Below are 23,595 nucleotides of genomic sequence, written 5' to 3'. Positions count from 1 at the left end.
GGTGTTTATTCGCCTTTTGTTTGAATCACTTGAGCATGTTGCCCAGATTGATCTTGCATTTTTTTCCCTTTATTTCCTCCAGCGGCACGAGGTTGGGTGCCTAGATGGTTCGGATTGAAATATTTTGGGTTTCCCCTCGGATTGCTCATGTACCTCGCCTCCTCACCATCTAGTCTGTCCGCCCGGATGATCGCTATGCATGGCTTATTCTGCTTTTTTTAACATGCGTTCTTCCAATTTTTTTTCGATTTTTTCCATTGCTTCACGGTCATTGAGTAATTGACGTTTATTTTCCATAATTAATTCTTGAAATGTCATTTTACGGGTTCTTCTCATTTCTTAGCCCTCCTCTCAATTATTATTTTAATTTCATTAATTCCCAAAATAGCTGAAAATTATTACAACTTTTCGAAAAATTTTATGTTGCAAATAAAAAAGCACCTTTCTGTTAAGAAAGATGCTTTTATTCACGGAATGCCGCTGTTATTTCCACCATTTGTTTATATGTCATCGGACCGATAATTTTTTTGCGAATGACACCATCTTTATCAATGATATACGATGTTGGAATCGTTTGAATATGATATAGTTCTAATGCTTTCTTTTTTTCATCCAACACCACTGGAAACGATAGTTGATATTCATTGATAAATGACTTTACATTTTCACGAGTATCTTGCGACGTTAAATGAACCGCAAGCAATTCCACGTCAGAATGATAGGCTTTATAAAATTTTTCCATATCAGGCATTTCTTTTTTACACGGCGGGCACCATGTTGTCCAAAAATTGACGATTACCGGCTTTCCGCGAAAATCAGATAAATGTACCGTTTGGCCATTCAATGTCTGCAATGAAAAATCGGGCGCAGCGTTACCTACAGAAAGACCGACTTCCTTTGCTTTTTCTGCTGCCAACGTATTCCAAATGCCATATCCAGTAACAGCAAGCAGCAAGATAACGACAATGAATTTTCTCATCTGTTTCCCTCCCACTACGTTTAATTAAAACATAAAATGATCAAGAAAAAAAGCAAAAGGGATGTCCATAAGACACCCCCGTTTAGATTAGCGGATATTTTTATGTTCGTTTTTCATTTTTTTCGCTTCTACTTCTGCATAGGAAGCAAATTCGTTATTAAACCCGTTTTTTTGTTTTGCATTGTTATTGCGTTGTGCATTGGCATTGCCAAGCTTCGTACGACCCATGCGACTTCCTCCTTTGCAACAAGGGTATATCGGTAGTATAGGTAAACGGCGAAAAAATTATATTGTTATTTTTCCCCTGTCGCAATCGGATTGTCTGGATAAGAAACCCAGTCACTCCAACTTCCAACATATAATCGCACGTTCGTATAACCTGCCTCTTTCAACGCAAGCACGTTTGGACATGCCGTCACCCCAGAACCGCAATACACAATAATGGGTGTATCTTTTTTGATTCCGGAAAAGCGCTCTGCCTGTTCTTGCGGACTTTTCCAATACCCCTCGTCCGTCACACAGTCTTTCCAAAACATGTGGCAAGCTCCCGGAATATGCCCGGCAATGCGGTCAATTGGTTCTTCTATGCCTGCGTATCGCTTCCATTCCCGTGAATCAATAATAATCGCTGATCGTTCATAAAGAGCGCGACGCACGTCATCGACAGTCGCTAACAACGATGGCTGAAGACGCGGCTGAAATGATCGCGGTTTTACGGCAGCAACCTCCGCTGTAACCGGATGCCCCGCTTCTTTCCATTTTGTATAGCCTCCATCCAGGACATAAACACGCTCATGCCCAAGATAGCGAAGCAGCCACCAACACCGCGAAGCCATCGCCCCGTCCTGATCATCATATGCAACAATCGTAACCGTTTCATCAATTCCTGCCGCTGACAGCTTTTCCGCCAACTCTTCGACAGGCGGAAGCGGATGCCGCCCGCCATGTTCTCCGGCAGGCGCGGATAAATCTTTTTCCAAATCAAAATATAGCGCTCCTGGAATATGAGCTTCTATATACTCGTTGAATCCTCGAGTCGGATCATTAAGGTAAAAACGGCAATCAATAACGCGGATATCTTCGTTATGAAGCCGCTCTGCCAGCCATTCGTGTGAAACAATATGGTTCATTTCGTTTTCCCCCGCTTTATTAAGCGTTCCGCATAGTCTTTTACCATTTCGACCGTCACGTATTTTCGCTGCGGTACAACGCCGTTCTTCGCTAATTCATTTATTTGCTTCGTTGCTTCGTTAATTTTTTCGACCGTAAACGGCTGACCGTTTTGGCAAAGCGCAACAGCTTCGTCAATATAGCGTTCTCGCTCTGCTTCTAATTGCACAAAACGTTTTATGATCGCATGCTGTTTTTGGATATGGGCGGTAATCGCTTGATGTACTTCACTCATCAGAACCTTCCTTTCTCTTTTCCTTTTCCATTAGAATGCGAACGTGCGGCTTTGGCGTCCAACATCGGAATTGATAATATGGTTTCGTTTCGTAACCAAGCCGTTGACAATAAGTGTAAAGCCCTTTATCTGTTTTTTGAATTCCGTAATGAATGCAAGTAGCGCATGCGTCAACTACCCAACGGCTAAAGCCGTGGGCTTGCAACTAGCCTAATTGGCTGCCGCGTTCGGCTGGTTGACAGCAGCCCTGCGGATGTTTTCCGCAGCCACGTTGTCGGCAGGGGCAGCGTACCCACAAGCTCGACAACAAAACTGATCCCTTGACGGTCTGTTTTCTTTGGCCACATGTCTGCAAACCGGACAGGTGCGGGAAGTATTTTTTGGATGAACCAATACCACCGGCACGCCAGCGATCGCCGCTTTATACTCAATAAACTTTCTCAACTGATAAAAAGACCAAGAAGAGTGTTGACGACGCTGTTGCTTTTTAACCGTTTTCTCGGTGCGTTGGCGGATGCCCTTTAAATCTTCAAGGGCAATGCCGCATCCGAGTGCCTTTGCCTTTTCAACAATCTTCTTGCTAATGCAGTGGTTCACATCACGGGCAAATAGTTTTTCCTTCTTGGAACGCTTTTTAAGCAGGCGTTTCGCTGACTTGGTACCTTTCTTTTGGAGTTTGGCGCGAAGTTTCGCATGGCGGCGGCGCAGCCCGTTGACCTTCGAGCCGGAAAATACCTCACCGGTGCTATCGACGGCGATATTAATGATGCCAAGGTCCACACCGATAAATCCGTTTTCGGAATTGGGCTGGCCTTCGGGAACGTCCACCACGAGCAGTAAATAAAAAATACCGTTTTGAAGGACTAAATCGGCTTGACCCCGAACACGGTTGCCGCACAGCAAACCTTGATGGTAGCGGCTAATGACCATAGGGATTTCCATTCTTCCTTGCAAGGTAAGGATGGAAGCATACTCTAACCCTTTAAAGGACAGGATTCTTTCATCATACACGATGGCACCGGTTTCTTTAAAGTTATGCAAGGTTTTTTTATCCAAACGATAGCTTTCCGACACTTTGCCGATGGCACGAACGGTCATTTGGGCAGAGAGGCCAAATTTTTCCCTGACGTCATAGTAGCAAAGCCGCTGGATTTTCGTTTTGGAAAAGGTTCTGGAGCGAAAAGCAATCTCGCTAATATAGTTGCATGCTTGGTTAAACCGTTTCATTGTTTCCAGCAGCGCATGAAACTGTTCAAGAGTTGGCATTAATTTAATCTTGAGAGTGCAGAGCATTCTTGATTCACCTACCTTTCTAAATCCAGTGTACTTATATTGAAGAAAAATTCAATATATACTGAAAATATAAACCCCGCCTTCCTTCCACAGCTAAAGCAGTGGGCTTCCGGCGGATGTTCTCGTGAAACCGCGTCATCGTCTCTCCCCTTTTATACTCCTAAAAGCGCCCATACAAATTCATCGAGCAAACGAGCGTCGACCGCTTTTTTGTCTGGCAGCCACTTAAGCGCCGACCGTTCCATATTGATAACGGATAATATTTTTGCAGGTAATGCGAAGGAAAAATCCATCCGCTTTTCTGCTTTCGCTTGCCGCAACAATCGAATAAGCTCCATGATGGATTCATCCCCATCCGCCAGTTGGAAAAGCGAAAGCGGCGGAAACGCATGATACCGCATGATCCAATGTAAAGCCAATGCCCCGCGCAATGTTTGCACAAACGTTTTGATATACACTTTGCTTCCTATTTCCTTTTTTCTAAGCAAATTGGCATTCTTCACTGTCAACGAATGATAGTGATAAGCCAGACTTTGCAATGAATAATACTGTCGGATCATCTCATTCATTTTTGTATAAAAAACATCGTCTTTTGCATAAATGATCGGAGAAGAAAACCATTCATAAAGCGACGAAAAGCTGAAGCGCTTTAAAAACGTCCCAGCTATGCCATTCAATGGGCGGAGTCGAATCACTCCACGTCTCCGACCATTCGGAAACGGTTAAATACGACCGAATTGGTTTGATCGTAATAAGCCGGACGTCATAGTCGCTTTCTTTCGTATCCATTCCGTATGCCCGGCTTCCCGCCTCACACGCGTATAACACGCGAACGGATTGCTGTTTCTCGATCTTTGTTAATTCACTTTGAATGACATCCTTCATTTCTGTTCCTCCAATAAATCCGCCAGCTGCCGCGCGCATTCGCGCAGCTGTTCGACATCGACTTCGGCTCTTAATGTCGCCTGCAGTCCGGAAAAATAGTCATCGACTTGACTTGCAAGAAAAGCGATAAACTCTTTAATCGCCATTTCATATTGCTCTTGATAAAACTGAAACATACGCTGTTCTTGTCGAGCGGCGTAATCGTCGATTGGCTGCTGTATTTGTTTTTCTATTTCTTCTTTCATATAGCGTTTTTCATCCCGTTCAAAAAACGATTTCGCATTTTTATACATCGACAATGCTTTCGAAAATCTTGCTTCATCGATTTGTTTAAAACCGAGCGGAAATTCTGGAGTAGCAAACGAAATCGTTTCTAAAGAAGAAAGAGGCACTCCTTTATGAATCCGTTCGATTTTGTTGCATAGATCGACAAATTGTTCATGAAGGCGCTCCTTCAAAAACCGTTCGACTCTTAAGCTTGTTGCACGCATTTCTTGCGACAAGTCAAACCCAACAGAATGCAGCAATTCTTCTAAACATGCCCGAAGTGCTTGGCGAATATCACGGCCGTCGTCGCGCAGTGAAGCCGGATTGAACGATTCTTTAAACCAATCGTTGAAGCGGAATGATACGCGCTGTTTTACATAATAAACAAGCTCGGCGATTTCTTGTTTCATCGCATGTATATCATGGTCGATGGAGACAGAGTCAAGCAGCTTGTGAATCGCCGTTTGCTCTTGCGAAAGCGCGCGTTGTTTTGCGGCTTTTTCCTCATTGCTTTGCTGTGCGGCATCAATATAGTCAAGAAGCGTCTTTTGTGCGCGCTTCATTTCGGCATATGCGCCTCTAACCGCTACTTCCGTCAACTCTTCCGTAATAAATCGAGTAAAATCTTCTTCAAACTGCCGAATTCCCGATTCCGTTAAGAAACCGTATCCTCCATCTGCTTTTTTGCCTGTTTTTTCATCAAGGGCGAAACGGCTGGAAAGTGCGTAAAGGCGCGGAAAACGAATACCAAATTGAGCAAGCTGTTCTTCCACATACGCCAATACTGCGTTGAGTTCCTCTCTTGAATGAGCCAAATCCGCGGCATTGACGATAAAAAACATTTTATCCATCGCAAATGTATCTTTGACGCGTCCAAGTTGGATTAAAAATTCGCGATCTGCCTTCGAAAACGCATGGTTATAATAGGTGACAAACAAAATCGCATCAGCATTTTTAATATATTCGAACGCAACTCCCGTATGACGGGCATTAATCGAATCCGCCCCAGGCGTATCGACCAGCGTAATTCCTTGTCGAGTTAGAGCACAGTCATAATACAGTTCAACCGATTCGATAAAACAAGCGGTCGTTTCTTCAGCAACATATTGATGCAATTCATCGATCCCGATGCGCAGCTTGCGGCCGAGATGTTCTCTCATGCGCTCAATGCCGAAGACAACCGATTGAAGAAAAGAATAATGTGGTTTTTCATGCGCACCTGCCGCCTGCAAGCCCGCTATCTTTTCGCACATCGCAAGCGCTTCGTCCCACGTTTCCGCCTTCATATGAAAATAGCGGAGCGAAGCTTGAACGTCTGAAAAAAGCTGCTTGTCGCTTTTGACTTGAACGATCACGGTGCCATGCGGGTGTTCTTCTGTCGGGGGCACGATTTTATTAATCGCCGCTGTCGTTGGATTTGGCGATGACGGCAACACCCTCTCCCCAATCAGCGCATTAGCAAATGACGACTTCCCGGCGCTAAACGCTCCAAAAAGAGCAACCGTAAATGTGCGTTGTTCCAAACGATCGGCTTTCTCCGTTAATTCGCGGACAAATCGATTCATTCCATTTAATCCAGTGATGATATTTACCGCTTGTCGTATACATTCTGTCGTTTTTTGTATTTTTTGCCGCGCGGATTTCCCCTGACTGAGCGCTTGCTCTGGAATGTGCGGACGTTTCTTTTCGTGACCTTGTTTCGAAGGAACCGTCAGCGCTGAAGATTCCAGCTTTCTTATCACAGGCAAAGCGGTCAACTCTGCGAGCCGCTTGTCATCACTATCTTCTAAAACGCGGTCGGACGCCAGCAAGCAAACAAGATTTTCATGCACCTGCTTGCGCGTTTTTTGAAGATGGTGAAGCCGTTCGATCCATTCATATTTTTCTGTTTCCGACGCAATTTGATCTTCAAGATGACGGCGTTTTTCTTCTGTTTGCTCTCTCCATTTCGATAATAATCTCTCAAATAACTGCATTGCCGCATTTCGGTATCGCTTTTTTACTTCATAAGCAACATCGTTCGTATAATTCAGAACGGCTTCTCCGGTTGCGCCTGCTCCTTTTTTCACCAGTGCGCTTAAAACGTCCGCTTCCCAATCCACCGTCCATTGCTGACATTGATTTAGCAGGACGGAATCCTCTATATCGTGTTCTTTGAGAAAACGGATCAACAGCTGGCGAACGTGCCACTCGATTTGCGAAACCGCTTTTTCTTTTACGTTTTCATAAAACGCACGCAACCGGTTTGCCCGTTCTTGTTCGGTTTTTCCTTTCGTAAATAAAAAACCGACTTTGAAATCCGGCTGCATGGATTGTAAATACGCTTTCGCAAGTTCCCGCGTTTCAAACGGCATGATATAAGCATTCTCCAAAATATGATCTAACTCTTTGCGAAATTCTGTTTCCAAGTTCATATGGGCTGCTTCCAGCTGCTCGAGTTCCTCTTGCATCCGGTTAAGGCGCTTTCGTATTTGTTCTTCTTCCGTTTCATCACTTAAAAGTGCAGCAAGGCGAGCTCGGATCGCTTCTTCTTCCTCCGCATCTTTCTCCTCAAGCCAGCGAACGTGTTCGTCAATAAGCCGCTTCAACGCAACCTCCACACCGTAGAAAAGACGTTCGTCTTTTTCACGGAAAAGCTTCTGAAAACACTCGACTAGCTCGTTCCATTCGTTACGCTGATTATCCGGTGCTTTCAAAGAGGTAAAAAATATGCGTTCTGCCTTTACGCCCCAATTTCGAAACGCTTCCTCGACGGACTGGCGAAATTCATGAAACGACAGCTCATTGTCACGATGTTTATCGATTTGATTAATAATGAGATATAACGTTTTTCCGTAGTTTGTTAATTCTTTCGTAAATTGAAAATTTAATTCCGCTTGCACATGGTTGTAATCCATCATATAAAACACCACATCGGCTAAGTGAAGCGCCGATTCGGTCGCAAGCCGATGCGCATCATCGGTGGAATCGATTCCCGGCGTATCCATCATTACAATTCCGTTTGGAATGCGCGATGTTTGCCGGCTTACTTCGATTAATTCAATCGCATCTCCATCTTTACATTGAGCGCGAATAAGCTCAAGATGATATGGCGGTTTGTACTCCACCGGCGGTTCATGCTTGTAAAACACCCGCACGTATTCTTGTCCTGATTTCACTTTCACAAGATTGGCGCTTGTCGGAATCGGACTAGATGGCAATAACGGTTCGCCAAGAAGAGCGTTAATCATGCTCGATTTTCCTGCGGAAAAATGACCGCAAAAGGCGATGGCAAATTGTTCGTTCGCCGTTTTTTCAAGCAGCTGCTTCGCTTTTTTGGCATTTGTCTCATCGCCATGAGCAACAAACGCATCGTATACATCGATGATTCTTTTGAGCCATGTCGTTAACGATGTTTGTTGAGTAACTGGTCCCATGTTCAAACCCCTCGCCTTAATATCATATACAATCATTTTACTGTATTTACGCACTTTTCCCAATACAAAAAATATAAAAATCCGTCATCTATTTGACGGGACGAAACGGCAAAAAGCGCGGACGCTTGCCAAACTGATCCGCATAATTGGTCAAAGACTTTAACGCTTTTTCTTCCGCATATATTCGAATCGGCAACATGACCGCGTTTGCAGTGGAAAAAATAAACGCTGTCCAATAAGCTTGAAACATCATCGGAATGAGCCACATTTCGAGGATAACAACCAAATAATTTGGATGACGAAGCCAGCGGTACGGTCCTTTCGCAACCACTTTTGCATTTGGCAGCACTAAAATTTTCGTATTCCAAAACCGCCCGAGTGACCGCAATGTCCAAACCCGCAATCCTTGCACAACGATAAACAAACTGAAAAGGAACGGCCACCATGGGGAAAGCTCAGCCCCCCTCCACAACGACTCTGCGGCAAATGAAAGGAAAAACAATATATGCATGATGACGATCCAGCGATAGTGGCGAACACCGAATTCTTTTGCCCCCATTGCCTTTAATATTCGTTCATTCCGTTTTGCTATCATTAGCTCAACGATGCGCTCGGTGACAATAAAAAGAAAGAAAAGATAAAACATCGTCTCCATCACTCCCACCTGAGCAATATCATTTCCGCGCTAAATCCTGGACCGAGCGCAACCATCAATCCATAGTCGCCGGACGGAATCGATTTTGTCATAAACTGCTCCAGCACAACATATACGGTCGCGGATGACATATTGCCAAACTCCTGAAGCACCTGAAATGATTCATTTGTTTTTTCTTTATCGATCCCAAACGCATCTTCGTATGCCTCGATGACTTTTTTTCCGCCTGGATGGGCAACAAAATGGTCAATGTCGCTGATCGATAGACGATGTTTTTGTAAAAACGATTGTACTTGCGGCTTTAACCAAGACCGGATAAGAGAAGGAATATCTTTGGAAAAAATAACGAACAACCCTTCATCGCGAATATCCCAGCCCATCACTTCTTCCGAGTTGGGCATGAGTGCTGATTGCGTTGCGATCACGCGCGGGCGAACGCGTGCATCCGCCGCCTTGTCCCCTGCGACACATACGCATGCCACACCATCGGAAAACAACGAAGTTCCAATTAAATTGCTTTTCGAATGATCATTTGGCTGAAACGTTAAACTGCAAAATTCTGCCGCAATCACCAGCACTTTCGCATTTGGAAACGCTAGACAATACTCGTATGCACGAGCAATGCCCGCCGCTCCTCCTGCGCATCCTAGCCCCCAAATCGGAATGCGCTTCGTATGTGGAGAAAATGGCAGTACATTCATGATACGTGCTTCAATGCTTGGGGTTGCCAAACCTGTTGTGGAGATATAAAAAATCGCGTCTATTTCATCATACTCGATCGGTTTTTGTAAAAATACCGGATGCTGCAAACATTTTCGGATCGCCTCACACCCGTATTGAACTGCGCTTTTTATATATACATCATTTTTCTCCGAAAACCGATGTTTCTCTTTATACCATTCAAGCGGCTGCACGAACGATCGTGATCGAATTTCTCCATTTTCAAACACCTGTAATAGCTGGTCAATATGGGAAAATGAATGTGCAAATAACTGCTTTACATACCGTTTTGTTTCCTCTTGGTTTACTTGATAAGGCATTGCTGCGATTCCAACGAATAGGATCGTTGGCATAAAAACACCTCGATTTTTTCACTTTTCCTTTATTGTTATCTTGTTACCAATCGTTGCATTTATTCAATTTACATAAAAAACCGCTTCCTGCGAATAATATTTGTTTGATTCCGTTCTCTATCGCATCTCTAACTGCCAATCTTTTCTTCCGTTTCATAGCAAATAAAAATGTCACCCCCGTTTTCTTAATCGTTTCGATAAGAAAACGTTGATGACATGTAGCCAACATACTAACATATTTTTAGTCTAAATATGTTGGATATGAAGGGAAAAAGGGTTACGAAACTTTTTGCTCATTCAATCGCAACGAAGATTGTACTCTTTTTTTCGACGGCACCACATGGAATAAAATGTTTAGCACGATCGCTGTTATGCTGCCCGCAACGATACCGCTGTCTGTCAAAATACGAACGCTTGCCGGCAGCTCAGCAAATAAGTTAGGGACCGCTGTAACACCAAGCCCCATTCCAACGGAACAAGCAATAATAAATAAATTTTCTTGTGACGCAAATTCGACTTGGCTTAACATTTTGATTCCGTACGCAATGACCATGCCAAACATCGCCAGCATCGCTCCGCCAAGCACCGGTGCCGGAATGATGGTCGCTAACGCGGCGATTTTCGGGACCAATCCGAGCACAATCAGCATTATTCCGGCGACATAAATGACTTTCCTCGTCTTTACTCCTGACAGTTGGACAAGACCGACGTTTTGCGAATATGTCGTATACGGAAACGCATTAAACAAACCGCCGATGATCATCGCCAATCCTTCAGCGCGATAGCCATTTGCCAAATCTTTATCTGACAATTTCCGGTTGCAAATATCGCCAAGCGCAAAATAGACTCCTGTCGATTCGACTAAACTAACAACCGCTACTAGCACCATCGTCAAAATCGCTGTTCCATTAAACGTCGGCGCCCCGAAATAAAATACGTGCGGCATGTGAATCCATGAAGCCTTCGCCACCGCGCTGACATCGACTTTCCCCATGAATGCCGCCGCGATCGTTCCTGCGATCATCCCTAGCAAAATGGCAATCGAGCGAATAAATCCCGTAAAGAAGCGGTATAAAACAACAATGAGTAAAAGCACGCCAAACGCAAGAGCGATGTTCGTCATATCGCCAAAGTCTTTCGCGCCTTGCCCGCCTGCCATATTATTCATCGCCGCCGGAATTAGCGTAAGCCCAATGATCGTAACGACAGATCCAGTCACAATCGGCGGAAACAAAACTCGTAACTTACTAAAATATTTCGCAATAATAACAACGAATAATCCAGCCGCAATAATCGCCCCATACACCGCAGACAATTCGTACTGTTTGCCGATCGCAATCATCGGGCCGACCGCCGTAAACGTACAGCCGAGCATGACCGGAAGGCCGATGCCGAAAAACTTGTTTTTCCATACCTGCAATAACGTCGCAATTCCACACGTAAACAAGTCAATCGCGACTAAATAAGTTAACTGCTCTGGCGTCAGCTGCAACGCTCCGCCGACAATAAGCGGAACGATGATCGCTCCTGCATACATTGCCAGCACATGTTGAATCCCTAGTGAAGCTAATTGGATTGGTTTCATTGACACATCACCTCTTCAGCAAATTGGACCGTTCCGTCTTTCATGGATGCAACGCGCGCCAGCGACACAACGCGAAATCCGCGTGATCGAAGCAATTGCCCACCGTCTTGGAACGCTTTTTCAATGACAATGCCGATTCCGACAACATGTGCTTTCGCCTGCTCGACGATATCTGTCAAACCTAAGGCCGCTTGACCGTTTGCTAAAAAATCATCAATGATTAAAACACGATCTTGAGGATGGAGAAACGATTGGGAAACGAAAATTTCCGTTTCTTCTCGTTTAGTAAATGAATATACTTTCGCCGTATACAAATTTTCGGAAAGCGTAACCGGTTTTCGTTTACGCGCCACTAACAAAGGGACACCTAATTCATACGCTGTCATCAATGCCGGACTAATTCCTGATGATTCAAGTGTCAGCACCTTTGTAACCCCTTCATGACAAAACGCGTTCGCAAACGTTTCACCAATCTTTTTCATCAGTTGCGGATCTACTTGATGATTTAAAAATCGATCTACTTTTAATACATGTTCGGAAAGCACTTCTCCTTCTTCTATAATCTTTTCTATTAACTCGCGCATACCATTTCCCCCTTTAAAAACAAAAAAGCTTAAAAAACACTGGCCTCACTCATTCCATGAGTCAGGCAATGTCTTTTAAGCAGAAAACAGACCAGACGAACGCCTTCATACAGCTTTCATCTGATCACCCCGTTCTGACATTGCCACTCATAGTCGGCCGATTTACGGTCGGCCGGTAGAGACTTGCAGGCCATATTCCTGCAATTATATGAGTGAGTCAGCAATATAAAGTTACTAGCAGTATAGCATGATTTTTACCATTTGGAAAGCTATTTTTATATATTTACGAACATTTTTTATGAAAAAGTTTTTTATTGTTCGTTTATTTATATGTACAATGAACGGAAATCCCATCGAAAAAAATGAATTCGTTCACGATACGCTTATCAGCATGCTTTCCGTATACCAGGGGAAGAACGATTACGCCGTCTATCAAAAAATGATTTTCATATGGCAAGGGAACATATCGGAAACTACATCTGATAGGCCGATGTTCACAATATGTTCACATTTCCTCCCTGCCATATGTGAGAAAAATCACTGTTATATCAATTTTTTAAGGTTATTATAGTGTTAAAGTAAGAAATGAACAATTTGTGAACTAGTAAAATACACCTACCATTTTCCAAATGATTTTGTATGATGAAGTTGGGATGATTTTTTGGGAGGAGGTATAGAACGATGGCGAAAACAGAATTACAACAAACCAAAACAAAAGAGCAAGAACCGCCTTTAAAAGGCACGCTCGCTTCCGTGTTTTTTCTCGGGTTTTTCATCATTCTCTCATGGGGTAGCGTCTATTTGTTATACTTGCATCGCTTATAAGCTATAAGAGAGGGGATATAGCATGCATATCCACAAATACGAAAAAATTTGGCTTGTGTTCGGAATCGGCGTTCTCTTCGCTTTTTTGGTCATCGTCGGTGTAAGCGCCTTCGCTGAAGGCCAACAGCCGCCAAGCTGTTTGACGACGATCGATCCTGAGAAGGTAGATCAAACACCGCCATTTGACAAACCTGGATTAGTCAAAACCGGGGATAATGAGTATCAACTTAATATTGTCGTAAGTGCATTTGCGTTTACACCAAACCAAATTGAAATTCCAAAAGGATCGAAAGTGACGATTAATGTGACGTCGAAAGATGTGATCCATGGTTTTGAAGTAGCAGGCACAAACGTTAACATGATGGTGGAGCCAGGGTATATCAATACTCTTACACACACATTTAATCAACCAGGCGAATATACGATCCTTTGCAATGAATATTGCGGTGCTGGTCACCATATGATGACTGGACGAATTAAGGTGGTGGATTAATGATGAACGAAACAATGAAAGTAGATCGCCGTGACGCAAAATTAGCTTTAGCGCATATTTATGTCGCGTTTACCGCCCTTGCTTTAGGAGGATTGGCTGGATTATTACAAACGCTGGTGCGCTCTGGAAAATTTAATTTACCAGCAGGCATCAGCTATTATACGATTTTAACGACACACGGTACATTGCTTGGTCTCGTATTAACGACATTCTTTATTATCGGATTTCAATTCGCCGCAATAAGCCGCACGTCCGGAACGTTATCTGATCGCGTCCGCTTTTGGGCTTGGGTTGGCTTCTGGACGATGACGATCGGCACAGCGATGACAGTATTCTACATTTTAACCGGTCAGGCTTCAGTCCTCTACACATTCTATGCGCCATTGCAAGCACATGCCGGCTTTTATATTGGTTTAACGCTCTTAGTTGTTGGCAGCTGGATTAGCGGCTTTGCGACCTTTGCCCACTATGCGCGTTGGAAAAAACAAAATCCTGGCAAAGCAAGCCCATTGCTTACATTTATGGCTGTTGTTAATATGATTTTATGGCTTGTTAGTACGTTAGGTGTTGCTGCAACCGTTTTGATTCAATTGCTTCCGTGGTCGCTTGGCATCACTGACCGAGTGAACGTTTTAGTCAGCCGGACATTGTTCTGGTATTTCGGGCATCCGCTCGTCTATTTCTGGCTGCTTCCAGCTTACATGGTTTGGTATGCGGTCATTCCAAAAATCATTGGTGGAAAAATTTTCTCTGATTCTTTAGCACGTTTAGCATTTATCTTGTTCCTATTTCTCTCGATTCCTGTCGGATTCCACCATCAATTGCTTGAACCTGGTATTAAGCCGTTTTGGAAATTCATACAAGTTTTCTTAACACTTATGGTAGTCGTTCCATCGCTAATGACGGCGTTTGCGATGTTTGCGACATTTGAAGCATATGGACGATCGAAAGGAGCAACTGGGCTATTTGGCTGGCTTCGCAAACTGCCTTGGGGAGATGCACGCTTCTTCGCACCGTTTGTTGGAATGGTCTTCTTTATTCCTGCTGGCGCCGGCGGAATTATCAATGCTTCTCACCAAATGAACCAAGTAGTGCATAATACGATTTGGGTAACGGGGCACTTCCATTTAACGGTTGCGACAACGGTCGTGCTTACGTTCTTCGGCGCCGCCTACTGGCTCATTCCGCATTTAAGCGGCCGCGTCATGACAAAAGCGATGAACCGTTTAGCGATTATTCAAACGGTGGTATGGACGATCGGCATGTCGTTTATGTCCGGTTCGATGCATTTCGCCGGATTGCTTGGAGCACCGCGCCGTTCGGCATTTTCCACTTACGGAAACTCGCCGCAAGCGCTCGAGTGGATTCCATATCAAATCGCCCAAGCGGTCGGCGGCACGATTTTATTCATCGGTATTATTTTAGTCCTTGTCATTGTCATCAACTTAGCGTTTTTCGCGCCAAAAGGAGAAACAGAGTTTCCTGTTGCTGAAGCGGCAGAACCGCAAGAACGCACAGCACTTGCGATGGAAAACTGGAAACTATGGATTGGTATTACCGTCGCACTCATCTTGATCGCTTACACAATCCCGTTTGTCGATATGATTCAAAATGCACCGCCAGGATCAAAAGGATATAAATTATGGTAAAACAGATTCCCTCCTCCAAACTGAACATATCCCTGTCAAGTAGACAGTGTGAAAAATACCCACCTTCTTCAGCTGCTTGTTAGGATAGTGGAATGAGGAAACGTTGTCAAGGAAAGCACTTGACAACGTCTCCTTCATTCCACTTCATCGTTGGCAAGCTGAAGAAGGAGACATTCTCAGCCGTTCGTCTGCGCTGCTTGGGCAATTCGGTATTCCACTGGGCTGAGGTAGTCTAGTTTTTTCTGGCACCGTTCATAATTATAAAAATACATGTACTGATCGATCGCCTCGATCATTTCCTCTTCCGTTTCAAAGGTGGGAAGGTCCACCATTTCCGATTTCAAATGCCCGAAAAAATTTTCCATGCAGGCATTGTCTAAACAGTTTCCTCTTCTGGACATACTAGGAATGATATGATGAGCCTTCAGCAGTTGATGGTACTGGCGGGATGTGTACTGGGAGCCTTGATCGCTATGGAGAAGGACTCCTCGCGCATCCCGTTTTTTGATGGCATCCTTGACAGTTTCGATCACCAATTTTAAGTCATTCGAACGACTGATGCGATACGCAATGATTTCATTGTTGTACAAATCTTTAATAGCAGACAGATACAAATAGGTTCCTTGAAATGGCACATAGGTAATATCCGTCACCCATTTTTGGTTGGCTGCAGTGGCCGCAAAATCACGGTTTAACACGTTCGACGCTACGATATTCTCCTTTCCCGCTTTATACTTCGGCTTTTTTCGACGGATTTTGGCCTGAACCCCCAACTCTTTCATCAGTCGGTACACTCGCTTATGATTCACGGTCTTCCCATAATTTCGTTTGATCCATGCCTTCACGCGGTAGTATCCATAGATCCCATTGACCTTTTGATGGCATTCGAGGATCATTTGTTTGATTTGTTCATTTTCCTTTTGCTTCTCTGTGACGATTCCCTGCCGGTTCACCCATCGATAGTATCCACTTCTTGACACACCGGCCAGTTGGCATAGCCAGGCAATCGGATAGGTGTTGGATAACTCCTGAATGATCGAGAACCGCTCGTTCGGTTTCACCTCCTTGCCAGCTCTCGTAACTTTTTTAAATAATCATTCTCTGCTTTCAGTCTTCGATTCTCTTCCTCTAAACTGCACTCTTTTTTTCGAGGCCTTCCCTTGAATGGAGACTTGGATGTCCCGCGCCGTTCTTCGAGCCCTTTTAGACCATGTTCATGGTAACGTTTTACCCAAAGTCTGATCGTTTTCGTGCAGGGAATCCCTAACTCTTGGCATATCCGCTTATATCCCCATCCTTCTTCGATGTACATCTGGACAGCCCTCCATTTAAACTCCACGGAATAAGTGGTCTTCCCTTTCGGTGTTTGCTTGTTCTCGAACATAAACAAATCCCTCCAGTGTTTTTAATGACAGTATGGGCATTTTCCCAACTGTCTACACTAGAGGGATAATATCAAACGAGGAGGGAATTTTTTTATAATTGATAGATGGCTTTATATTTTTCTTCTAAATAACGGATCAAATAGTCGGCATTCAACGCCTCTCCGGTTGCCTCTTGCAAAATTTCCAGCGGCTTTTTCGTCTTCCCAAATCGATGGATTCTCTCTGTCAGCCACTCACGAATCGGCGTTAATTCCCCTTTTTCGAGCAATTCATCGAAATGCGGCAAATCTTTTAGCATCGCGTGCTTAAACTGCGCCGCATACATATAACCGAGCGCATAAGATGGGAAATATCCAAAGCTTCCTCCGGACCAATGCACGTCTTGCAATACGCCAACCGCGTCATTGTCCGGACGGATGCCGAGATATTCTTTATATTTATCGTTCCAAATCTCCGGCAAATCTTTTACTTCGATCGTTCCATTAAACAATCCTTTTTCGATTTCGTAACGAACAATAATATGTAACGGATAAGTTAATTCATCTGCCTCAATCCGAATAAGTGATGGTTTTACTTCATTAATCGCGCGATAAAACGCATCGAGAGATACGCCAGAAAATTGCTCAGGAGCATATTGCTGCAAGCGCGGATAATTTCGTTTCCAATATGAATAATGACGGGCAATAAAGTTTTCATAAAATAACGACTGCGATTCATGAATTCCCATCGATGTACCTGTGCACAGCGGCGTCCCAATCAATGTTTCTGAAATATGCTGTTCATATAAGGCGTGGCCGCATTCATGAATCGTTCCGAATATAGCGGTGCGAAAATCGCGTTCATCATACCGTGTTGTAATCCGGACATCGTTCGGATTGAGGCCAATCGCAAACGGATGAACCGTTTCATCCAACCGGCCTTTCGCAAAATCATAGCCAAGCTCTCGCAACAGCTCCAGACTAAAAGCGCGCTGTTTTTCCTTTGGAAACCGATGGAATAAAAACGACGTTTCCGGCTGATTTGGAGAGGCGGCGACTTCTTGCACAAGCGGAACGATATGTTCACGCAGCTTCCGAAATACTTCGTCTAACACATCCACCGTCATTCCTGGTTCATATAAATCAAGAAGCGTATTGTACGGATTTCCTTTATATCCCCAATACTCAATAAATCGTTTGTTAAACTCCACCAATTTTTCTAAATATGGACGAAACAAGGCAAAATCAGCCGTTGCCTTTGCTTCTTCCCACACGCTTTCCGCTTTTGATTGCAATACAACATATTCTTTATATTCATCTGCTGGGATTTTTTTGTTTCGCTCGTATTCTTTTTTGCATTCTTCTAACGTATAGCGAGTGACTTCCGAAAGCTGTTCATGTTTTGGCAACAATTTAGCGATAAAGGCGGCCATTTCTTCTGACGTGGACATTTTAAACACTTCTTGTGAAAGAATTCCGATGACTTCTGAACGTTGTTCCACCCCTTTTTTTGGAGCGCCCGTCCGCAAATCCCAATACATTAATTGAATCGCTTCATTATAGCTCATCATTTTTTTTACGTATTGCAAAAACTGCTCTTCTATTTTTTTGATCATCTTGTTTCCCCCTGTATCTTTTGTTGCATGATAATATTTCCATGACCAAAAGCGGATTTCCTCTTTTTTGCGATAAAAAATGAGGAAAGAAATTATTCTTCCCTCACTTTTGTCGGCAATACCTCTTTAATTGCTTCAATAACCTTATCATTCTCATCATTTGTCACAAAAATAGAAACGATGCCGCGGTCTTCGCGTGTGCGGATCAAGCGGCCTACTCCTTGACGAAGCCTTAGCAGCATATACGGCACATCGACACCCCAAAATGGATCATCATATGCCTTTCGCTTCGCCTGAAATACCGGATCATTCGGAGGATACGGTAGCGACCAAATAATGACGTTCGATAGTGATGGCCCTGGAATATCCAATCCTTCCCATAAATGTTCTGAGCATAATATCGTTTCTTCATTTGCTTGGAATGTCGCAACAAGCTCACTAATTTCCTGATCTCCTTCAAACAAAAAGGCAAATTCCTTATCGCCGCTTGCTTGCTCTTTAAATTGCAGCAACTCTTGTCTTGACGGGAACAGAATAAGCGCTCGTCCTTCTGTTTCGCGAATTTTACGCAACGCATATTCATATTTTTGTGAAAATAAGTTTTCATCATTGGTAAACGTTGGCATAAAAATCGTCATTTGGTTATCGTAATCAAATGGCGATTCCACACTAAACGATAAATACTCATCAATTCCAAGACTTTCTGCAATATATTGAAATGATTTGCGGTTTGATAGTGTGGCAGAGGAAAAAATAAACGGAATACGCTTATTAAATACTTTTTCCCGCAATACTTCCTGCACAGTGCGCGGCATAACGACAAGAGTAGTTTCTTGACGTGATGACTCCACCCACGTAATGGCATCGGCATTATTCATAAATAAATCAAGCGAATATTCAAGTTGGTCTAAATATTCATCCACAATATTCAATTGATAATGGTCAATCGTATATGTTTCGCTTTCAAACACAAGCTCATTGCCGATGTCGACAATTTTGGCATGCAATTGTTTGGCAAGGCGAAGCAGTTTTTCCGAAAACGTAATTTCTTGACGGTTAGAACCGGCTACTTCTTTTGAACAAGATTTCAACTCGTCAAAAAACCGCACGCTTATTTGCAGCGTTTCTTCGATCAAATAAGCAAGCTCTTCGCGGATATCATTTTCTAACAGCCGTGTGAGCAGGTTTTCTAACGTTGTTTCTTTCATCCGATAGGTTAACGCTTTTTGTGCGGCAAACTCTAGCAAATGCCCTTCGTCAAATACAACACAGCTTGCTTCCGGCAAAAGCGGGAGCTGCCCTTCGCGTTTGCGCGCTTCATATGTCCAAACATGTTCCATATAAAAGTCGTGTGAACAGACGATTAAATCAGCCGCTTTCCGGTAATATTCCCGCGATAATGTTTGGCCGCAGCGATGGCGTTTTTCACATGTAAAACAGTCTTGGAACGGATCCCACGCGATTTTTTTCCATTGTTCATCGCTTAAATGGGCGTATTCTTTGCGATCTCCATAATGATAGAATGCTTGCAGCGGCTTATTATCGTGAACGAACGCAGGGAGCTCGTCGTAAATTTGTTCGTAAAGCTCGATGTCTTTATCATCATACATCACTACTTCATCCAGTTTATTCAAACATAAATATTGATCTGGTGATTTCGCTAAGCGTACGTCAATATGTAAACCTAGCACCTTCGATAATTTCGCTATATCCCCTTCTTTCTTCACTAGCTGCTCAATGAGCGTTTCATCGGCACAGGCAATAATGGCGGGCTTCCCTGTATAACGGGCGTAGCAAATTGCATACAACAAATATACGATCGTTTTTCCGGTACCGACCCCCGCTTCGGCAAACATCACCTTTTTCTCTCTAAACGCGCGTTCTAGCTGAAACGCCATATATATTTGTTCATCCCGCAGCTCAAACCCTGCTTCTGGCAAAATGTCGTAAAAGACATCGCCAATCCATTCCCCTAGTTTATCAAAGAAATTTTCGTTTTTTTCTAATGTAAAAGGATAGCGCTCACGGCTCATCGTCGAAAAACCCTCCAAAAATATAATAAGACTTTCACGCCTGTCCAAATCCATTCAACAAACGTTAGCGCGCAATGCTTTTACTGCTGCGCGCTGTCTATCATCTGACAAATCATTTGTAAAAGTCTAACAAGATATTATTATGATTCATCGTACAGCAGAAGTCAATAATGAGCAATGAGCCGAGCGCAACCTTTTATTGCTTTATGCTTTCATCGAACTAGATATGCGGTATGTAAAAGCCTGCTTCCACATATTTTTCGCCATTTCGATTTGTTTTAAATGCTCATCTTCAATGTTTTGTTGTACTAATAATTCATACGTATTATCGAGCGCTTCTGAAATTTTCATCCAATCAATGGAAGAATGTCTCATTGTATATCACCTTCCTGCTAAAATAGTTCATCATAATATCCATATTATATGCAGAAAGGGATGTTCCCATTCGTTGCAAGCATAGCAACATGAGAAGCTTATTTTCGTTCGGCAATATCTTTTTCTTTCGGCGGACGCGGACCCCAGTATTGGTAATAATGTGTTTCGATAAAGCCGTTGAATAATTTGCGGCGCTTCGTCGCTTTTTTCCCATAATGTTTTTCAAACTCTTTATGCGCCGTCAAAATATAAATGGACCACGTATCTAAGGCAGAGAACGTTTTGCCCATGTCCCGATACATTGTTTCTACTTCTCTACGCTCGCCAAGCCGTTCGCCATACGGGGGATTGCCGACGATCACGCCATATTCTTTGCGTGTGCGAAAATCTTTTACTTGCATTTGCTTAAATGACACTAAATCGGCAAATCCGGCTTCCAGCGCGTTTGTTTTTGCGATTTCCACCATGCGATGGTCAATGTCAAATCCGGAAATATCGAGAGGCTGGTCATAGTTGGCCAAATCTTCCGCTTCCTCCCGCGCTCGTTCCCATGTTTTTTCACCAATCCAGTCCCATTGTTCGGAGACAAAGTCACGATTAAATCCTGGCGCGATATTTTGGCCAATCAGCGCCGCCTCGATCGGAATCGTTCCCGATCCGCAAAACGGATCGACAAATGGCCGGTCCGGCGTCCAATTCGTCAGCTGCACGAGCGCGGCTGCCAATGTTTCCTTTAATGGCGCTTCTCCTTGCGCAACGCGATAACCGCGCTTATGCAGCCCTGCTCCGCTTGTGTCAATGGTTAATGTGGCAATATCTTTATGCAAGGCTACTTCAATGCGATAAAGCGGTCCGGTTTCTTCAAACCATGAAACACGGTAATGTTTTTTTAAACTTTCCACCACCGCTTTTTTCACAATCGCCTGGCAATCGGAAACACTAAAAAGCTTTGACTTTACTGATTTTCCAATGACAGGAAATTTCGCATTCACCGGCAAATAATCCGCCCATGGCAACGCTTTTGTTTGCTCAAACAGCTCCTCAAACGTTGTCGCTTTAAATTCTCCGACTTTCAATTTCACGCGATCTGCGGTGCGCAACCATAAATTAGCGCGGCAAATCGCCAGCTCATCAGCGGTAAACGTCACTTTTCCATTTTCCACTTGACACTCATAACCGAGACGATGCACTTCATCGGCGACGATCGATTCCACTCCCATCGCCGCCGTAGCGATTAACGTAATCGAACCCATTTTTGTCCTCCTATTTTTATGTTATAAAACCTCAAACTCTCGCAGTTGTATGTAACCATCCGAATAAAACACTAGCAAGCACGGCGCTATTCAATCTAAATAAAACACTAGCAAGCACGGCGCTATTCAATCTAAAGATGGTTCCACATATCTAAAAACTCATATAATTCGCTAATTGATAGCGGCTTAGATACATAATATCCTTGTACAAAATCACAAGATTGCTTTTCCAGTATTTGATACTGTTTCTTCGTTTCCACGCCTTCAGCCACCACTCGAATCTGAAGGCTGTGCGCCATCATAATAATAGCCTTGACAATTGCCGAGTCTTGTTGATACCGAGATAATTGCTTGGTAAAACTTCGATCGATTTTCAGTATATCGATCGGAAAACGATGCAAATAACTTAACGAGGAAAATCCCGTTCCAAAATCATCGATCGCAATGCTCATTCCCATCGTTTTTAACTTGGTGAGCCTTTCCACTGACTGTTCAGCGTGAGGCATGACGGCGCTTTCCGTCAATTCCAGCTCGATCAAACGTGGATTCACGTTTACCGATTCGATCGTTTTTTGCAATTTCTTCAAAAAATCAATTTGTTGAAAATAGATAGGAGAAATATTTATGCTCATTTTTACATAAGGGAAACGTAACTGCAATTGTTTCAAATGTTCACATGCTTGCATCATAATCCAATCACTAATCGGCGTAATTAGCCCCGATTCTTCGGCAAGCGGAATAAACATTCCTGGAGAAATAAATCCTTTTTCTGGATGGTTCCAGCGGATTAACGCCTCTACCGCACGAATTTGTTTCGTTTTTATATCTAATTGCGGCTGATAGTAAAGTTCAAATTCTCCCCTTTCAAGCGCCTTCCTCAATGCAGTTTCAAGCTGAAACAATTGTTTACCGTTACCATGCATTCCAGCATGATACAAAGCATATTGATTTCTTCCATTCTTTTTTGCTTGGTACATCGCGCGATCGGCCATGCGTATCAACGTTTCTTTATCTGTTCCGTCGTATGGATAAACACTAATACCGATGCTAGTAGATATATATATTTCTTGATGGTTAAAGCAAAACGGCCTCTTCAATGATTCCACAATTTTTTCCGCCATATATGCTGCTTCGCGAATATGTTTTAAATTTGGCAAAATAATGACGAATTCATCACCGCCAAACCTCGCGATCGTATCTTGTTTTCGCAACATTCTTTTCAGACGTTGCGCCGTTTCTTTCAATAACATATCTCCCACACGGTGGCCTAACGTATCATTAATGTTTTTGAAGCGATCTAAATCTAGAAATAATAAAGCAAATGACTGATTATGTTTTTTGGACATTCGAATAATACTTTCTAATCGTTTTTCAAGCAAGTACCGATTCGGCACGTTTGTTAATGTATCATAAAGCGCTAGTCTCGTTAATTGCTCGACATTTCGTTTATGTTCTGTAATGTCAGAAAACATCGCCACATAATTTGTCACATTTCCCTTTTGATCCTTTACCACACTAATAGTTAACCATTCAAGATACAATTCCCCATCTTTTCGCTTATTCCATATTTCCCCTTTCCATACTCCATGTTGTTTTATATCATTCCACATTTTTTTGTAAAATTGTTTATCATGCATTCCAGATTGCAAAATGCGCGGATTCTTACCGATTACTTCTTCCGCGCTGTATCCGGTGACAATTTCAAATGCCGGATTCACGAATAAAATTCTATTTTGCGCATCTGTAATAATAATGCTTTCGTTAGAATATTCAAAAATATTTTTTGCAATTCCAGCGAACGTATGTATATCTATTAGTTGTTGATCATGATCATACACTTATATCC

22 protein-coding genes, 1 pseudogene and 1 riboswitch are annotated in these 23,595 nt (G+C 43.2%); of the genes and pseudogenes, 3 read left to right on the top strand and 20 right to left on the bottom strand.

Annotated features, from left to right (window positions below):
• Positions 1-5: 5 nt before the first annotated feature.
• From FNL97_RS07975 to FNL97_RS07915, 13 genes and pseudogenes are all read right to left on the bottom strand, one after another.
• A complete protein-coding gene (locus FNL97_RS07975; RefSeq protein WP_015864061.1) occupies positions 6-149 on the bottom strand; it encodes an acid-soluble spore protein N in 144 nt (47 codons plus the stop codon).
• Positions 150-204: 55 nt separating this feature from the next.
• Positions 205-336, bottom strand: a complete 132-nt coding sequence (locus FNL97_RS07970; protein ID WP_082798099.1) for an FbpB family small basic protein — start codon at positions 334-336, stop codon at positions 205-207.
• A gap of 127 nt (positions 337-463) precedes the next feature.
• Positions 464-979 carry a redoxin domain-containing protein gene (locus tag FNL97_RS07965; RefSeq protein WP_143415408.1) on the bottom strand — a complete coding sequence of 172 codons (516 nt, stop codon included), beginning with the start codon at positions 977-979 and terminating at the stop codon, positions 464-466.
• Between the two features lie 87 nt (positions 980-1,066).
• Positions 1,067-1,207, bottom strand: a complete 141-nt coding sequence (gene ypzF, locus FNL97_RS17945) for a protein YpzF (RefSeq protein WP_015864064.1) — start codon at positions 1,205-1,207, stop codon at positions 1,067-1,069.
• A gap of 65 nt (positions 1,208-1,272) precedes the next feature.
• Positions 1,273-2,109 (bottom strand): sulfurtransferase, encoded by an 837-nt coding sequence (locus FNL97_RS07960; RefSeq protein ID WP_143415407.1) that lies wholly within the window; start codon positions 2,107-2,109, stop codon positions 1,273-1,275.
• Positions 2,106-2,384, bottom strand: a complete 279-nt coding sequence (locus tag FNL97_RS07955; RefSeq protein ID WP_143415405.1) for a YpbS family protein — start codon at positions 2,382-2,384, stop codon at positions 2,106-2,108. Before FNL97_RS07955 ends, FNL97_RS07960 begins: the two co-directional genes overlap by 4 nt.
• Before the next feature lie 210 nt (positions 2,385-2,594).
• Positions 2,595-3,677, bottom strand: a complete 1,083-nt coding sequence (locus FNL97_RS07945) for an RNA-guided endonuclease InsQ/TnpB family protein (RefSeq protein ID WP_143415402.1) — start codon at positions 3,675-3,677, stop codon at positions 2,595-2,597.
• 152 nt (positions 3,678-3,829) lie between these two features.
• Positions 3,830-4,562 (bottom strand): annotated as a pseudogene (locus FNL97_RS07940) (DNA polymerase beta superfamily protein).
• On the bottom strand, positions 4,559-8,245 hold the full coding sequence (locus FNL97_RS07935; RefSeq protein ID WP_143415400.1) for a dynamin family protein: 3,687 nt from the start codon (positions 8,243-8,245) through the stop codon (positions 4,559-4,561). The pseudogene FNL97_RS07940 and the gene FNL97_RS07935 overlap by 4 nt, the downstream one beginning before the upstream one ends.
• An 88-nt stretch (positions 8,246-8,333) precedes the next feature.
• Positions 8,334-8,900: an isoprenylcysteine carboxyl methyltransferase family protein gene (locus FNL97_RS07930; protein ID WP_143415398.1), complete on the bottom strand. Its 567-nt coding sequence runs from the start codon at positions 8,898-8,900 to the stop codon at positions 8,334-8,336.
• On the bottom strand, positions 8,900-9,973 hold the full coding sequence (locus FNL97_RS07925) for a type III polyketide synthase (protein WP_143415396.1): 1,074 nt from the start codon (positions 9,971-9,973) through the stop codon (positions 8,900-8,902). Before FNL97_RS07925 ends, FNL97_RS07930 begins: the two co-directional genes overlap by 1 nt.
• A 277-nt stretch (positions 9,974-10,250) precedes the next feature.
• Positions 10,251-11,558 carry a nucleobase:cation symporter-2 family protein gene (locus FNL97_RS07920; protein WP_143415394.1) on the bottom strand — a complete coding sequence of 436 codons (1,308 nt, stop codon included), beginning with the start codon at positions 11,556-11,558 and terminating at the stop codon, positions 10,251-10,253.
• Positions 11,555-12,142 carry a xanthine phosphoribosyltransferase gene (locus tag FNL97_RS07915; protein ID WP_143415392.1) on the bottom strand — a complete coding sequence of 196 codons (588 nt, stop codon included), beginning with the start codon at positions 12,140-12,142 and terminating at the stop codon, positions 11,555-11,557. The genes FNL97_RS07920 and FNL97_RS07915 overlap by 4 nt, the downstream gene beginning before the upstream one ends.
• Positions 12,143-12,272: 130 nt before the next feature.
• Positions 12,273-12,374: riboswitch (purine riboswitch) on the bottom strand.
• Positions 12,375-12,823: 449 nt separating this feature from the next.
• Between FNL97_RS07915 and FNL97_RS07910 the strand changes: the two genes are divergently transcribed.
• From FNL97_RS07910 to FNL97_RS07900, 3 genes are read left to right on the top strand one after another with little or no spacing between them, the layout of a single operon-like run.
• Positions 12,824-12,967, top strand: a complete 144-nt coding sequence (locus FNL97_RS07910; RefSeq protein ID WP_062677375.1) for a cytochrome c oxidase subunit 2A — start codon at positions 12,824-12,826, stop codon at positions 12,965-12,967.
• A gap of 22 nt (positions 12,968-12,989) precedes the next feature.
• Positions 12,990-13,460 (top strand): cytochrome c oxidase subunit II, encoded by a 471-nt coding sequence (locus FNL97_RS07905; RefSeq protein WP_143415391.1) that lies wholly within the window; start codon positions 12,990-12,992, stop codon positions 13,458-13,460.
• On the top strand, positions 13,460-15,109 hold the full coding sequence (locus tag FNL97_RS07900; protein ID WP_143415389.1) for a b(o/a)3-type cytochrome-c oxidase subunit 1: 1,650 nt from the start codon (positions 13,460-13,462) through the stop codon (positions 15,107-15,109). Before FNL97_RS07905 ends, FNL97_RS07900 begins: the two co-directional genes overlap by 1 nt.
• A 176-nt stretch (positions 15,110-15,285) precedes the next feature.
• Here FNL97_RS07900 and FNL97_RS07895 read toward each other — a convergent pair whose 3' ends face one another.
• The 7 genes from FNL97_RS07895 to FNL97_RS07870 form a co-directional block, all read right to left on the bottom strand.
• Complete coding sequence (locus FNL97_RS07895) at positions 15,286-16,170, bottom strand: IS3 family transposase (RefSeq protein ID WP_143415388.1); 885 nt, start codon at positions 16,168-16,170, stop codon at positions 15,286-15,288.
• Positions 16,167-16,493: a transposase gene (locus tag FNL97_RS07890; protein WP_050497511.1), complete on the bottom strand. Its 327-nt coding sequence runs from the start codon at positions 16,491-16,493 to the stop codon at positions 16,167-16,169. Before FNL97_RS07890 ends, FNL97_RS07895 begins: the two co-directional genes overlap by 4 nt.
• Before the next feature lie 92 nt (positions 16,494-16,585).
• Positions 16,586-18,088: a carboxypeptidase M32 gene (locus FNL97_RS07885; protein ID WP_015864073.1), complete on the bottom strand. Its 1,503-nt coding sequence runs from the start codon at positions 18,086-18,088 to the stop codon at positions 16,586-16,588.
• 92 nt (positions 18,089-18,180) lie between these two features.
• Entirely contained in the window at positions 18,181-20,121 is a 1,941-nt protein-coding gene (locus FNL97_RS07880; RefSeq protein WP_143415386.1) for an ATP-dependent DNA helicase, read from the bottom strand.
• 204 nt (positions 20,122-20,325) lie between these two features.
• On the bottom strand, positions 20,326-20,496 hold the full coding sequence (locus FNL97_RS17940; protein ID WP_015864075.1) for a hypothetical protein: 171 nt from the start codon (positions 20,494-20,496) through the stop codon (positions 20,326-20,328).
• A gap of 98 nt (positions 20,497-20,594) precedes the next feature.
• Positions 20,595-21,749, bottom strand: a complete 1,155-nt coding sequence (locus FNL97_RS07875; protein ID WP_143415384.1) for a THUMP domain-containing class I SAM-dependent RNA methyltransferase — start codon at positions 21,747-21,749, stop codon at positions 20,595-20,597.
• 131 nt (positions 21,750-21,880) lie between these two features.
• Positions 21,881-23,587 carry a putative bifunctional diguanylate cyclase/phosphodiesterase gene (locus tag FNL97_RS07870; protein ID WP_143415382.1) on the bottom strand — a complete coding sequence of 569 codons (1,707 nt, stop codon included), beginning with the start codon at positions 23,585-23,587 and terminating at the stop codon, positions 21,881-21,883.
• Between the last annotated feature and the right edge of the window lie 8 nt (positions 23,588-23,595).

This window comes from Geobacillus sp. E263 (assembly GCF_007197795.1).
GTDB lineage: Bacteria > Bacillota > Bacilli > Bacillales > Anoxybacillaceae > Parageobacillus_B > Parageobacillus_B toebii.
This window is presented reverse-complemented; position numbering and strand designations above follow the sequence as displayed.

Coding starts and splice junctions, on each gene's coding strand:
- FNL97_RS07975 (WP_015864061.1), bottom strand. CDS start 149: ATGAGCAATCCGAGGGGAAACCCAAAATATTTCAATCCGAACCATCTA.
- FNL97_RS07970 (WP_082798099.1), bottom strand. CDS start 336: ATGAGAAGAACCCGTAAAATGACATTTCAAGAATTAATTATGGAAAAT.
- FNL97_RS07965 (WP_143415408.1), bottom strand. CDS start 979: ATGAGAAAATTCATTGTCGTTATCTTGCTGCTTGCTGTTACTGGATAT.
- ypzF (WP_015864064.1), bottom strand. CDS start 1,207: ATGGGTCGTACGAAGCTTGGCAATGCCAATGCACAACGCAATAACAAT.
- FNL97_RS07960 (WP_143415407.1), bottom strand. CDS start 2,109: ATGAACCATATTGTTTCACACGAATGGCTGGCAGAGCGGCTTCATAAC.
- FNL97_RS07955 (WP_143415405.1), bottom strand. CDS start 2,384: ATGAGTGAAGTACATCAAGCGATTACCGCCCATATCCAAAAACAGCAT.
- FNL97_RS07945 (WP_143415402.1), bottom strand. CDS start 3,677: ATGCTCTGCACTCTCAAGATTAAATTAATGCCAACTCTTGAACAGTTT.
- FNL97_RS07935 (WP_143415400.1), bottom strand. CDS start 8,245: ATGGGACCAGTTACTCAACAAACATCGTTAACGACATGGCTCAAAAGA.
- FNL97_RS07930 (WP_143415398.1), bottom strand. CDS start 8,900: ATGGAGACGATGTTTTATCTTTTCTTTCTTTTTATTGTCACCGAGCGC.
- FNL97_RS07925 (WP_143415396.1), bottom strand. CDS start 9,973: ATGCCAACGATCCTATTCGTTGGAATCGCAGCAATGCCTTATCAAGTA.
- FNL97_RS07920 (WP_143415394.1), bottom strand. CDS start 11,558: ATGAAACCAATCCAATTAGCTTCACTAGGGATTCAACATGTGCTGGCA.
- FNL97_RS07915 (WP_143415392.1), bottom strand. CDS start 12,142: ATGCGCGAGTTAATAGAAAAGATTATAGAAGAAGGAGAAGTGCTTTCC.
- FNL97_RS07910 (WP_062677375.1), top strand. CDS start 12,824: ATGGCGAAAACAGAATTACAACAAACCAAAACAAAAGAGCAAGAACCG.
- FNL97_RS07905 (WP_143415391.1), top strand. CDS start 12,990: ATGCATATCCACAAATACGAAAAAATTTGGCTTGTGTTCGGAATCGGC.
- FNL97_RS07900 (WP_143415389.1), top strand. CDS start 13,460: ATGATGAACGAAACAATGAAAGTAGATCGCCGTGACGCAAAATTAGCT.
- FNL97_RS07890 (WP_050497511.1), bottom strand. CDS start 16,493: ATGTTCGAGAACAAGCAAACACCGAAAGGGAAGACCACTTATTCCGTG.
- FNL97_RS07885 (WP_015864073.1), bottom strand. CDS start 18,088: ATGATCAAAAAAATAGAAGAGCAGTTTTTGCAATACGTAAAAAAAATG.
- FNL97_RS07880 (WP_143415386.1), bottom strand. CDS start 20,121: ATGAGCCGTGAGCGCTATCCTTTTACATTAGAAAAAAACGAAAATTTC.
- FNL97_RS17940 (WP_015864075.1), bottom strand. CDS start 20,496: ATGAGACATTCTTCCATTGATTGGATGAAAATTTCAGAAGCGCTCGAT.
- FNL97_RS07875 (WP_143415384.1), bottom strand. CDS start 21,749: ATGGGTTCGATTACGTTAATCGCTACGGCGGCGATGGGAGTGGAATCG.